The 12,260-nt window shown below is 65.1% G+C and carries 11 protein-coding genes; 3 read left to right on the forward strand and 8 right to left on the reverse strand.

The features are described 5' to 3' along the window. Positions 1 to 22 precede the first annotated feature (22 nt). Genes M52SOB_RS09375 through M52SOB_RS09385 form a run of 3 tightly spaced genes read right to left on the reverse strand, consistent with a single transcriptional unit; the run spans position 23 to position 2,408 of the window. On the reverse strand, positions 23 to 511 hold the full coding sequence (locus M52SOB_RS09375; protein ID WP_131111614.1) for a hypothetical protein: 489 nt from the start codon (positions 509 to 511) through the stop codon (positions 23 to 25). Then, positions 508 to 1,938: a recombinase family protein gene (locus M52SOB_RS09380; protein WP_131111615.1), complete on the reverse strand. Its 1,431-nt coding sequence runs from the start codon at positions 1,936 to 1,938 to the stop codon at positions 508 to 510. Before M52SOB_RS09380 ends, M52SOB_RS09375 begins: the two co-directional genes overlap by 4 nt. Next, the gene (locus tag M52SOB_RS09385) at positions 1,935 to 2,408 is read right to left on the reverse strand and encodes a DUF2924 domain-containing protein (protein WP_131111616.1); all 474 of its coding nucleotides are present in this window, start codon (positions 2,406 to 2,408) and stop codon (positions 1,935 to 1,937) included. The genes M52SOB_RS09380 and M52SOB_RS09385 overlap by 4 nt, the downstream gene beginning before the upstream one ends. A gap of 11 nt (positions 2,409 to 2,419) precedes the next feature. Between M52SOB_RS09385 and M52SOB_RS13955 the strand changes: the two genes are divergently transcribed. Then, on the forward strand, positions 2,420 to 2,656 hold the full coding sequence (locus M52SOB_RS13955; protein WP_172601806.1) for a hypothetical protein: 237 nt from the start codon (positions 2,420 to 2,422) through the stop codon (positions 2,654 to 2,656). A gap of 64 nt (positions 2,657 to 2,720) precedes the next feature. Here the strand turns inward: M52SOB_RS13955 and M52SOB_RS09395 are convergent, their stop codons facing one another. From M52SOB_RS09395 to M52SOB_RS09410, 4 genes are all read right to left on the reverse strand, one after another. Continuing rightward, positions 2,721 to 7,334 (reverse strand): AAA domain-containing protein, encoded by a 4,614-nt coding sequence (locus M52SOB_RS09395; RefSeq protein WP_131111618.1) that lies wholly within the window; start codon positions 7,332 to 7,334, stop codon positions 2,721 to 2,723. Continuing rightward, a complete protein-coding gene (locus M52SOB_RS09400; RefSeq protein ID WP_131111619.1) occupies positions 7,334 to 7,573 on the reverse strand; it encodes a hypothetical protein in 240 nt (79 codons plus the stop codon). Before M52SOB_RS09400 ends, M52SOB_RS09395 begins: the two co-directional genes overlap by 1 nt. A gap of 62 nt (positions 7,574 to 7,635) precedes the next feature. Continuing rightward, entirely contained in the window at positions 7,636 to 8,550 is a 915-nt protein-coding gene (locus M52SOB_RS09405) for an ImmA/IrrE family metallo-endopeptidase (protein WP_131111620.1), read from the reverse strand. Continuing rightward, positions 8,547 to 8,894, reverse strand: coding sequence for a helix-turn-helix domain-containing protein (locus M52SOB_RS09410; RefSeq protein WP_131111621.1), 348 nt, complete (start codon positions 8,892 to 8,894; stop codon positions 8,547 to 8,549). Before M52SOB_RS09410 ends, M52SOB_RS09405 begins: the two co-directional genes overlap by 4 nt. Before the next feature lie 244 nt (positions 8,895 to 9,138). On the opposite strand from M52SOB_RS09410, the gene M52SOB_RS09415 reads away from it, so the two are divergent. After that, positions 9,139 to 10,380, forward strand: coding sequence for a hypothetical protein (locus M52SOB_RS09415; RefSeq protein ID WP_131111622.1), 1,242 nt, complete (start codon positions 9,139 to 9,141; stop codon positions 10,378 to 10,380). Positions 10,381 to 10,383: 3 nt separating this feature from the next. Continuing rightward, a complete protein-coding gene (locus M52SOB_RS09420; RefSeq protein ID WP_131111623.1) occupies positions 10,384 to 11,346 on the forward strand; it encodes a hypothetical protein in 963 nt (320 codons plus the stop codon). Between the two features lie 543 nt (positions 11,347 to 11,889). On the opposite strand, the gene M52SOB_RS09425 is transcribed toward M52SOB_RS09420, so the two are convergent. Further along, positions 11,890 to 12,186 carry a CopK family periplasmic copper-binding protein gene (locus M52SOB_RS09425; RefSeq protein ID WP_019562338.1) on the reverse strand — a complete coding sequence of 99 codons (297 nt, stop codon included), beginning with the start codon at positions 12,184 to 12,186 and terminating at the stop codon, positions 11,890 to 11,892. Positions 12,187 to 12,260: the final 74 nt, after the last annotated feature.

Consider the following 12,260-nt stretch of genomic DNA (forward strand, 5'->3'; position numbering starts at 1 on the left):
AGGGGGGATGATCGGCAGCCGATTACCGTGCTGCTGGCGTAAAACCCAGCATCTTGCGCTGCTCGGCCCAATCGCGGGGCAGCAGCTCATGCCGCCCGCGCAGTGTTTGCAGATTCAGATGCCGCGGCTGGCGGCCGTCCAGGATGGCCTCGACGATGTCGGGGGCCAGCAGGGTCAAGCGCAGCACCTCGGCCACCCAGCCGGGCTCCAGCTTCAGAGCAAGGGCCAGGTCGGTCGCCGTGGCATAGCGCCCCTCCTCGAGCAGCCGCTTCCAGTAGAAGGCCTTGCCCAGCGTCTTGATCATCGGCGCATCCAGGCCGCCCGCGGTCGCAGCGGCGGACTCGGGCGTCGGCGGGATCAGGAGCTTGCGGTTGTGTCGCCGCTTGATCGTCAGCGGCACCACGGTCACCCGCTGGCTGCCGCTGACGTAGCTGCGGGCATCGGCGCCGACTTCGACCCGGATCACGCGGCGGCGGGAGTTCGGCACGGGATCGGAAGACGCCTGGGTCATGCCAAGGCCTCCTCGGCACTCGCGCGGCACTCCTCGACCAAGGGATGCGCGCCGATCTCGGGCCCCAGTCCCAGCCAGCCGTCCTCGCGCCAGAGGATGTCGAGCCCGTGCTCATGCAGTTGCACCCGCTCGATCAGCAGCCGCGCGATGCGTTGCTGCTCGGCCGGGAACAACTGTGACCACACCTCCCCGATGCGGCGCATCGCCACCACCACCTGCGCTTCGTCGAGGGCGGCACCCGCCGGGTGGCGCTGGCACGCCCGCCAGGTGCCGATCAGCACTTCCGGTGCCGACAGTGCTGCGTGGATCTGCGCGAGGACCGCGTTTTCGATCTCGGCGGCGGGCAGATGACCGACGTCCACAGCGCCCGGCGCCAGGCTCGCGCCTGCGTTGCGGCGCTTGTGCAGATAGGGGACGTAGTAGCGATAGAGGCGTCCGCTCTTCTTCTTGACGAAGGTGTGCAGCATGCGCTGCCCGTCGGGCGCGAACAGCAGCCCTGCCAGCAGCGCCGGATGCTTGGCCCGGTGCTCGCGCGGCGCCTGTTTGCGGCGCTCGATGAACGCGTGCGCGGCGTCCCATAGATCTCGCGGCACGATGGCGTCGTGCTGGCCGGGATACCAGGTGCCGTGGTTGCGGATCTCACCCAGGTAGATCCGGTTGCGCAACAAGGCGAAGATGTATTGCTGGTCGATCGGCCGGCCCGTGCGCTGGCGTCCGCCCTGGGTCACCCAGGCCTTGGTCCTGTGGCCTTCGATGGCCATCTCCCGCACCAGCCGTGCCGCCGAGCCATGCTCGGCATAGCGCCGGAAGATGTCGCGCACCAGCGCCGCTTCGCGCTCGTTGACGACGAGCTTGCGCTCGACGACGTCATAGCCCAGCGGCGGCATGCCGCCCATCCACATGCCCTTCGCCTTGGAGGCGGCGATCTTGTCGCGGATGCGCTCGCCGGTGACCTCGCGCTCGAACTGCGCAAAGGACAGCAGGATGTTGAGCGTGAGCCGCCCCATCGAGGTCGTGGTGTTGAACTGCTGCGTGACCGCCACGAAAGAGACGCCGTTGCGGTCGAACACCTCCACCAGTTTGGCGAAGTCGGCCAGGCTGCGCGTGAGGCGGTCGATCTTGTAGACGACCACGATGTCGATGCGGCCGGCCTCGATGTCGGCCAGCAGGCGCTTGAGCGCCGGGCGATCGAGGTTGCCGCCGGAGTAGCCGCCGTCGTCATAGCCGTCTTCGACGGCGATCCAGCCCTCGTGGCGCTGACTGGCAATGTAGGCCAGCCCGGCGTCGCGTTGGGCCTCCAGGCTGTTGTATTCCTGGTCCAGTCCTTCGTCGCTGGACTTGCGCGTGTAGACCGCGCAGCGTCGTTTCGGTGTCACGGGATGGGGGGCCTGGATAGCCGAAGTGGACACAGGCCGTGGCGATCTCATGCCATCTCCTTCTGGCCATCCTTGGCCTTCAAGCCGAAGAACGCGGGTCCCGACCACGGCGTGCCGGTGATGTGACGGGCAATCGCCGTCAGGCTCTTGAAGCGCTGCCCTTGGTACTCGAAATCGTTGGATCCGCGCACCAGCACGCGGTGCTCGACGTCGTCGAAGATGCGCGTGAGCACCGTGCCCGGCAGCAGCCGATGCGCGTCGCGGCGCAGCCCGCGCGGCAGCAGGCCTGTTTCACCGATCTGCTCGAGCTTGCGACGCGTCGCGGGCCTCAGTCCGCCGAAGGCGCGCTCCTGGATCCTGTAGGCGAGCCGGCTCTCCAGCCAGGTGCGATGGTGATGCTTCGGGCGCTCATCGAAATACTCGTCCCATAACGCCCAGAGGTCTTCCATGGACAAATCGGGTAGCTGGGCGATACGGGCGGCGACGGTGGCCGCGTCTGCGGGGCGTGCGTGTGCCGTCATGGGCGAACTCCTTGGTGGTCATCGGGGTTCGCATTCACGCGCTCCTGGCCGACGAAGCCAAGGTCAACTTCATCTCTGGTGCCCAGGGCAGGAACTGCGCCGCGGGCGCGCAGCCGCAGCAGGCCGCAGGCCAGCAGATCGACGATCTCTTGGTGCGCGTGCCGAGGCCGGTCAGCCCCATGGAGCGAGAAGAAGGGTTCGTGTTCGAGCATGGCAGGCGTTTCGATGGAAAACGCTCCTCATGCTAGGAACCCATGGCACTTGGCGTAACGGGTTTGGGCGGGAATGTGCTCGCAAGAGCGGGTTTGGGAGTCACAGTCCCGCAGTGCTGGAATTTCCTCCACCTGCGGTCATCGCGCCGACGATCGAAACGTCGGCATCATCGGCAATCGATTCTCTTTCGCCAGAGTCACCTGTATCAGCGCTTGGCATCGACCAAACACGACTCTCGACAACCGACGGTACGCGCTCCAGAGCCCCAAGCGGCTCGATGCCCATTGCATGTAGCCGTGCCTTGAGTTCGGCTAGCACCTCGTCCTTTCGCAGCGACCACGTCGATGCAAAGCACCGCCAGAACACCCAACCGGCGCGCTCGAGTATGCGCTGGCGCTGCATGTCTGTCGGCCAGCGGTCCGGGCCATGAAACTCGTCGCCGTCACATTCGATAGCAAGGCGCGTGTCGTTCGCTCCCTCCACCACCATGTCGATGCGGTAGGCACCAACCTTGACCTGAGGCGTGACGCGATAGCCGAGATTAACGAGCGACGAATACATGTCGCGCTCGAAGCCAGACTCACACAGGTCGACGAGGCTCCTTTCCTCCTCGCCGCCATCCAACGGCATGGTGAAGTGTTCGACGAGCGTGCGCCGGACGTCCGTCATCGACAGCTCACCGAGCTTGACTGAGCGTACCAGGTACATACGGTCGCGGGCACGGCTGGCGGCGACGTTGAATCGCTGCTCGAAGATCTGTCCGGAGAGCGCGTGATGGCGGGTGGCGTCGGCCACCATGCTCAGGAACATGATGTCGCGCTCGCTGCCCTGGAACACGTAGGCGTCGCCGCAGGCGAACTTGCGGCGCTCGAGTTCGGCCAGGTCCACCCGGCTGACCACCAAGTTGTAGATGAACTTGGCCTGCTCTGGCCCCAAGAGCGACACGACCCCGATCGTGCGATTGCGCAGCTTGGGGTTACGCAGGATGGCCTCGATCTCAGCTGCGATGAACTCGGCCTCCATCCGGTTGACGTCCCGGTTGTCCCGCACCCCATGCTCAATGAATACGTCCACGAGCGGTGGGTCGATGCGCTCAGAGGCCTTGGGCACGCGAAGGGGTCGAATCTGGTTCTTGTAGAAGGTCTTGTTGCTGTAGGCGATGATGGGCTGCACGCAACGGAAGTGCTCCGCGAGCATCACGCGCTCGGCCGCAAAGACGGTGGACGCGATGTCGTACAGCGACTTCTCGGGAGTCAGGTCCCGCCCGTAAGGTTGGTCAGAGAGGAAGCGCTCTCGGAGCGCTGCGATCTTGGCTGCCGAGATGAAGCCACCGCTCGGTGATACTTGCTTGTCGTCGCCCACCACCAGGATCTTCTTGCCACGTAGCACCGCTGGCAATGCCCAGAGGTCGGACTGGCTGGCTTCGTCCACGATGACCAGGTCAAAGACACCGAACTGGGCCGGCATGCTCTCGGAGACCTTGGCATGACTCATGATCCAGCAGGGAATGGCGCCTTGAGCGTCGAGCATCGCCTTTTGTGCGTCGCGTCGATAGCGGGTGGCGTTGGGCCCGGTGCCTTGGCCGATCCTCCGGATGGCCACACGGTAGCTCTCCAGGGCCGATAGCACCCTGGCTGATGCCTGGGCCTTTGTCTCAAGCCACGCCGACTTGGCCACCAACTGCTCGTACTGCTGAGCGAGCACTCTCTCGAGGTCGCGGCGGCGTTGTGCGAGCGTCAGGAGTTCATCGCGGGCTTCGATGGTTGCGAGGTGGTTCTTGATGCGTGCCCAGTTCCAGGCATCGCGCCATGAGACAGGCAACACCTCGTCGTCGCCGGTGGGCGGGAGTACTTGAGAACGCAGGCGGGCTGCCCACTTCATCGCCCCGGCGCGCTCGATGCGCGCGCACAGGTCGTTGACGGTTGCCAGGCTCGACGACAGCGACTCGACGCGCTTGATCTCACCGATGATCTCCGCATACTGCGCCACGATGCGCTCGGTGGCGACTTCGGGATTGCCGAGCTGCGAGTCGATGAACGCGCGCAGCCGCTCGACCACCGGCCCCGAAGTGCCGGCGAGCTTCTCCTGGAGAATGGCGAGCTGCGCGGCGGCAGTCGCGAGCTCGGCGCGCGTGAGGTGGCGGCGTAGATGTTCGCGCACCGTCTGCAGTTGAGACGAGCCGCCAAGGAGTTCGTTCTTCGGCGGCTCGCGAAACACCTTCTCGGCCATGCGAGGCAGATTGGCGTCGTGGGCGATCGCCAGTTCGTGCGCCAGTTTCGCCGCGAGCGCAATCCGCTCGGTCGAGCGCAGCGCCTCTACGTCAGCCTTGACCTCAGGCACCGAGAGTTCCTGCGCGAACTGATTCCATCGCACGGAGAACGACAGTACCCTCTCGTGCAATCGCACATAGCGATGCACATGTACCCAATCCTCGACTGCTTGGGGCGGTAGTCCGGACACGCGGATGGCACCCACCTGTTCCTTCGCATCACCGTTGCCAAAGCTCATCAACCCGAAGGGCTTTCCCGTCTCGCGCGCCCGCTCGATGGCTTGGACGACCTTCGGGTTGCCCAATGCTTCGGCGGGCAACGCCACAGGCCGCTGCAGGAATGCCGCGCGAGCCTGCACCAGTTCGTCGACCTCGGCCAGCAGTGCCTTCAGCGCCTCCTGTTCGCTGGCGAAGTCCGGGCGTCGGCACTTGGTTCGCAGATCGAAGACCCAGGGGCTCTCCAATTCTTCCAGGTGGTGCACGATCTTGAGCACCTGGTCGACTGCCGCGAGCATGCGGCGGGCTTCATCGAGCACCTCGGGCGTCAAGGCACGCAGCGCCAGCAATTCGCCGTCGGCCTCAGCACCATCGATTTCGCGAATACCCACGAGAGCGTCGTGCAGCTTGGCCACCTCTTCGGTAGGCAAGAGCCCGAAGCTCGAGGGCAGCCGTGAAGAGACGTAGATGAGGTCGGTTCCCAGTCGGCGGCGGGCATCTCTGAGCGTCTGTGCCTCGGCGTCGCTCAGGGGCGGGGCGTGCTCCGGCAATAGCGTCAGATCGTCGTCGAACCAGTCGTGCTGTTGTTGGCCGCAGACGACCAGCTCGGCCATCTTCTGCGCGCGCATCTGCACGCCATCGACCTCGATGCCCGCCAACTGCTGAACGGCAATCTGGTCAACGCGCTTGTCGATACGGGCGATCTCGGCGTGTGCGGCGTCGATCAGCTGCTTGCAGCGCTCAATCTCGTCTTGTATGGCGCGTGTGTTGAGCTGCGACAGGTTGTGGATGATGGCCTCGATGGAGGCCTGGAACTGCCGCATCCCTTCCTTGTCGCCTGAAAGCAGCGCCACTGTCAGCGGCCGCACGTCCTCCGGGATCTTCTCCTGCAGCACGGACAACGCATGCTCGCCCTTGGAGGTCACCAGCACCTTGCGCCCAGTGGCGAGGTAGTGACAGATGATGTTGGCGATCGTGTGCGTTTTGCCGGTGCCTGGCGGCCCTTGGACGCAGACGCCAGGAGCGCGCTCGAGCATCTCGACGATGGTCTCCTGCTCTTGGTTATAGGGCAGCGGGAAGTAGAGTTCGTGCGGCTCACCCTTGGCCCTGCTGCCGCTGCACAGGCCTCGAAACGAGATGGCCTCGTACTTGACGACCTCATCAGAGGGCGGCGTCACGAGGCAAGCAGGGCCGGCAGGTATCGCATCGCCTGCTTGCAGGCGTGCCTTCAAACGACGGATGTCCTCGACCAGGAAATTGGCCGAACGCGGACGAACGAACAACACCCATCCGGCCGTGACGAGCAGTTGGTCGGACGGAGTGGGCAGCCCCTGATGGGCTGGGTCGTAGCGCCCTGCCTTGTCGAGGCTTCCGGCGGCGAGCTTCAAGATGGGCTCGAAGCTGCCGATGTCGAACGGCGTGAGCGTGCGCTCCGAGTCGCTCTCCAGGAGCACCTTGGCCTGCTTCTCGACTTCCGCCGCTCCCATGACTTGACAGGCGCCAAAGGCGTCGAACTCTAGGCGCGGAGCCACGGCCCTGGGGCGCACCGAAATCGTGTGCGTCTGGGGGTCGAGGTCAATCTCGACGACTTGTGTCAGCAGCGGGTACTGGTAGTCGACGCTGACGCCCTTGCCGTTTCCGTCCTCCGTGCGCGTGCCGGTGAACTTCCAGGCCGACACGCCCATGCCCCAAACCAGTTCCGATGGGTTAGAGGTCTCCTCGGCTTCGAGCCGACCCTTGAGCATGAAGAGATCGCCATAGAGTGCGATGGTGCGGCGCCGGGGCTTCTCCCCTTCGGCCCAGGCCTGCCAAAGCGGTGTGTAGTCCGTCAAGGCTCTCGCGACGCGCTCGCGGAGATGCTTGTCGCGAGTGGCCGCGACCTCCTCACTCATCGAGCGTCTGTCAGCTGCGAATCGATGTTGCAGCGCCTGCTCGTTGAGGGTCGGCACGGGCCCGCTCGGATCGTCGGAATAGGTGATATAGGGCCGCACCTCCTCGTCAGGAGCAGGTGGCGAGGTGGACGCGAGGCGCGCAACCTGCAGCCAGATGTGGTCGCCTTCGACCTTGCGATCAAGGTCGACGCCGGGCAGCCCGGCCAGGTCTGTCGGAAAGCGCCTGAAGTCGGAGGTGCCTGTGAGAACGTAGGCCCTGGGGTCGATCTCCTTGCCCTGCTCGACGATGTAATCGAGCAAGCGTGTAAGCAAACCGTGTTGCGGGGTCGTCGGCATCAGTCCTCCCTCGGCTGTTGTTCCTCTTTGGCGGCAGCGGGCACGGCCATGTGGTGGCGCTTGACGTACTTGAGGATGGCGACCTCGAACACGTTGGCCAGCGAGCGACGTTCAGGCTCAGAGGCACCTACCCACGCACGCCTGACTTCAGGCGCGAGTTTGATGCTCGCAGCTTCGGTCGTGCGTCTGACTCGCGGCATCACGTTGGACTCGGTCGGTGCCTCAAGAAGCATTTCCACGGCAGGAAGCGTAACTGAACGACGGGGTGCTCCCTGAAGACGATCATGTCGCACGTCCTCCGCTATCTCGAAGCATAGAACTCAGCATAGCTGGCAGAGATCTCTTTGTCCTGCCACGCCCGATCCCAAGCGCGTGGCTCCGCGCTCTCCAACAGCAGCAGCGTGAGGACGCGATCCCGCGCGCCGTAGCTGTGCTTGAACTCGCGCAGTTTCATGTAGGGTGCTTCCTCGGGGCACCAGATCGCGGCGGACATCTCGACGCCCTCCCAGGCCTGCACGACGCTCGCGTCGGCGGCGAGCGTGCCGGGCAACGGCTCTTGCGGATCGCTGGTGCGCCGGATACGGGCGCGCGTCTTGACCGCGCTGCTGCTGCGCCATTCGTACTTCACGTAGCCGTTGTCCCAGTAGACCAGGATGGAGCGCTGCGAGGTGAACTTGATGAAGCGGATGCACAGCGCCTCGAACGAAACCTCAAAGCGCTGGGCGATGGCGCTCAAGACGTGCAGATCGATGCGCTGGTCCGAGACCCACTCGCGCAGCCGATCGCCGGGCATCAGCAAGTTGCTGGCGAAGTCGTCGGCCTCGCGCTCGATCCGGCGCATGGTCTCGTGGCCGGAGTGGACGCTTTCCTTGTCGCAGTGGAAACGCGGCTGCCGGTCGCGGTGCAGCACGAAATGCCCGAGCTCGTGCGCGATGGTGAATCGCTGGCGCTCGCGGCTGACCGTGCCGTTGTAGGCGATGCCCCAGACCTCCGGGTCATCGGGATCCCGCGCCAGCAAGCCCTCGAAGGCCTCGTCGTTGAACTGCACCGGGGGACGGATTTCGCGCACGCCCGCCCCGAAGGGCGTACTCGGCAGCATCTGCCGCACCAGGTCGAGATCGACGGCCTCGGGCACGTCCGCGCCATACCAAGCCCGCAACCAGTGGTGGACTTTGTTGGCGGCGATCGCGCCATTGAGGGCCGGGGGCGTGCTCACCTTTTGGCTTCCGGCAGATCCTTGTCCGGGAAGATGATCTTCAGTGCTTGGCGCACCCGGTCCTTCTCAGCGTCGGTCATGCCGGCATAGGCGCGGAAGAAGGCCACGTCCTCGGGGCTGGCCTCGGGCACTTGGGGCATCGGCTCGCCCATGATGTCCTCCATGGTCACGCCCAGCACCTTGGCCAGCGCCTGCACCCGCTCGGCCGAGGGGCGTTGGCCCTCTTTCATCTCCAGTTCCCAGATGTAGGCCTTGGTACAGCCGACGGCGTCGGCCACTTGCTGCAAGGTCAGTTTCTTCGCCTCGCGAAATCGCCGCAGGCGAGATCCAAACGCGGAAGCCATGGCGATGTCCTGTCTCGAATCACGGGAAGTGGTGGAATGCAGTCCGACAGTATAGCGCCGTGATACACGCGAGCGCCAAATGTGCCACAGTGTTTGACAGGCCGGTCAGGCAGGGACACAATCGCGCTGTATCACGCTGCCTTACTTTTGCGTGATATCCGTTCAGCAAATGTCGCCGGCCCGCGTGCCCGAACTCTCGGTCCGCAGACCTTCGACGCCTTTTCAGGGAAAGGACCGAGACGCGATGAAGAAGACTTTCGTCGACGTGCTGCTCGAACTGCCGGTGGACGCGACCCTCAGCTCTTTCCTGGCCTCGCACGGCCTGCCCGTGGCCGACGATTTCGACTGGGAGGATACGCCTCGCACCTCGCAGGCACTGGTGGAGGCCGTTCGGGCCTGGCCCGACGTCGCCGCCCGTGACCGTCTGATCGGCAACCTCATGGCCAGCATCCAGCTGGCCGACCCGGCCGGCAAGCAGGCAATCTTCCAGGCCGCCGCCGGGGACGGCGCCGCGCTGCTGGGTCTCGTGGCATGCCGGAGCGACACTCACCGCTCCTTCTGGCTGTATGCCAACCATCCGGCGCTGTTCGAGCGGGCCTGCGAGTTCGACTACCTCGAGCGCCACGGATCGCAAGCCCAGCAGCACGACCTCGGCGTGAAGCGCCGGCCGAACACCTCGGATGCCGCACTGGCCGCGCTGCGCCAGGCCATCTCGGCCTTCTATCAGCGCGAGCTTCAATGCGGCGACGGCAGCGTGGCTTACCTGGTGGAACGCAGCCCCGGCGTGTTCCTGCTGACGGTCCACGTCAAGGATCTGGCGATGCTGCGCCTGGAGTTCGAGGGCGCCCATCTCACCCGTCGCATCGGCAACCCGAACATCCACATGGTGCTCGAGTACGCCGTGGCCACCGGGGTCGTTCGCACCCTCGTGCGCGGTGGTGCGAAGTACCACCAGATGCTCGTGGACGCCTTCGCCGAGCACCTGCTGGGCATCAAGGTGGAGGCGCACCGCATCAAGCCGCCGACGCTGGATCTGTCGGTCTTGCGCCTCGGCTTCGATGTGCCGCAGGCCGTGGCGGATGGCTTCATGGCGCTGCAGGTCAAGTCCGTCTCGGTGTTGAGCCCGAGCACGGCACTCAAGCTCGATTGCACGGCGATGGCCTCGAGCGAGCAGCGCTGCGTCACCGAACTGCTGCGCGAGGAGTTTCCCGGTGAGGATCCGCTGGCACGCGGCTGGTTGATCACGTCGGCACGCATCAACCTGTACTACCCGCCCGAACCCGGAAAGGCTCGTTCCAAGGTCATCACGGTCGAAGTGACGCGTCGCGGCCGGCTGAACCTGCACAAGTTCGATGCCGCGTTGCAGGCGCAGTTGGAGGGCTACCTGGTCTCGCTGGGCATCTTGCAGCCCGGCCAGACGCTGAACGCCCAGGAAGCGCCGCCGGAAGCGGACACGGCCAGCCCGCAGCCGATCTACGAGGATTGATCGGTGGCCACGCACGATGCCTGGGCCTTGGTGTGCCGCTTGTTCGCAGGCGGCACGCCCATCCTTCGAGCCGCACTCTCTCCCCGCGAGATCGCCGCCTTGCCGACCCTCTGGCAGGCGGTGAAACCCACGGCCCTGGACCAGCGATTCGTGCTGTGCCCCTACTGTCACCAGCACCGGGCGCAGGTCTGGGGCGACGGGCACCGGGGACGTACCTGCCATTGCCCCGAGTGCGGGCCGGTGGCCGTCGCGGCCGACGACGCGGTCGCGTTGAGGTTGGACGAGGACTGGCTGCGCCGAAAACTGCGCTTGGCGCTGTCGATCGACAGTCGCGACGGCATCGACACTCTCGCCGACGGCGTGTGGCGGCTGGGTGACGCACGGCGCTCGCCGGTGCTGCTCGCACGCGACCTCGTTCGTCTGTGGCGCGAACCGTCGCTGCTGGAACGGGTGCGCGTGGCCGGTAGCAACATCAGAGTGATTACGCCGAAACCCCGCGAGACGCGCGGCGCGCCCTTCGGCCCGGGCGTGGAGTGGCTGGCGCTGGAGGAGCGCTTCGCCTTCTACGCAGGCAGCATCGCGTTCATCGGCCTGCCGGGTGAGCCGACAGACCCGCAGGCCGGCGATCCCACGACGCCGGTGCATGGCCCGTTCTCGGCGGACTTCCGCTGGGTGACCTTGCCCGACTGGCCGCACGGGCCGATCCGGCTGACCGAGGCGCAGGCCGCCGTGTTCCACGCGCTGTGGTCGTTCAAAGGCGAGCCCCGCACGGCCGAACAAATCATGCGGCGCGCAAGGCTCGACAGCGCCAAGCCCATCGACCTGTTCAAGATCAAGGCGCGCGATAAGGGCAGGCCTGAAGCCGAAGGGCCGCTCTTCGCCTACCGCGCGCTCGTGGTCACGCACAAGCGCGCGGGTTTGTACGCGATGCCCTGTGCTGCGGCATCGACTCTCGCGCAGGCTTGATGCTTTGCCTATCCAAGCACGATGGACAACCGACGCCCATGACGCACGCACAAGTCGTTGATGCGCAAGGCCGTCTGCGTGCGCTTTCGCCGAGACGTTGGCGCGGGTTTTGAGAGAAGAGAGGGCAAAAGAGAGTCGAACCGGGCGACATTCGGGCGGAGTGGTTGCACCGCGTGGCACACGCAAAACGGCCCGCAGCCCCGCGTGGCGCGGGGAAAGGCACAAACGAAAACGCCCAACCTGAGAGGGTTGGGCGTGGAATGGTGGTGGTGCAGACGCGACCGGAATCCAACCCACTCTCTCAACGATTGAGCAATCCCGGGCAATCCTGCGGGTTGTTGTGGACGCAATGGCCTCGGCAATGAACGCCGGTCAGTCAGTGCAGGGCGGACTCTCACCTTGTGCGGCGCCGATTGACCGGTAGCGTCGCAGCCTACCATCGAGTGGTTAGCCCCAGCTATGACCGATGGCCCGCCAGCGCGTGTTGGTCAACGAGTTGGCCCGACATCCGCTGGCGTGCAGTTCACGAATTGAATCGAGTAGTCAACCGCCGGAATGACCCTGACGGAGAAGACCATCGAGTCGAGCGACCTCGTTGCCGTTGGCTGTAATCTTCTGGCCATCGACCGTTTCGAGCGATTGCCCCTCTTTCAGGTTGATAGCCCGTCCGAACTTGTCTTCCAGCGCCGTCTTGCCGTCCTCGAATACATACAGGGTTCCACCGTCCTTGAGGAGGAACATTTTCTTGGCGCTGGCCGCTGCCGCGTCACCAGCGAACGATGGGGTTACGATGGCGCTCAGCACGGTGGCGGCGACAACAGCGGTAATCCTGGCTTTCATCTCTACACTCCTTTCAATCAAACGTGAAGGCATTTCTGTCAATGCCTTGTGCGACTGCACAGTATGTATTCTGC

The organism is Sulfuricystis thermophila (assembly GCF_004323595.1).
Lineage (GTDB): Bacteria > Pseudomonadota > Gammaproteobacteria > Burkholderiales > Rhodocyclaceae > Sulfuricystis > Sulfuricystis thermophila.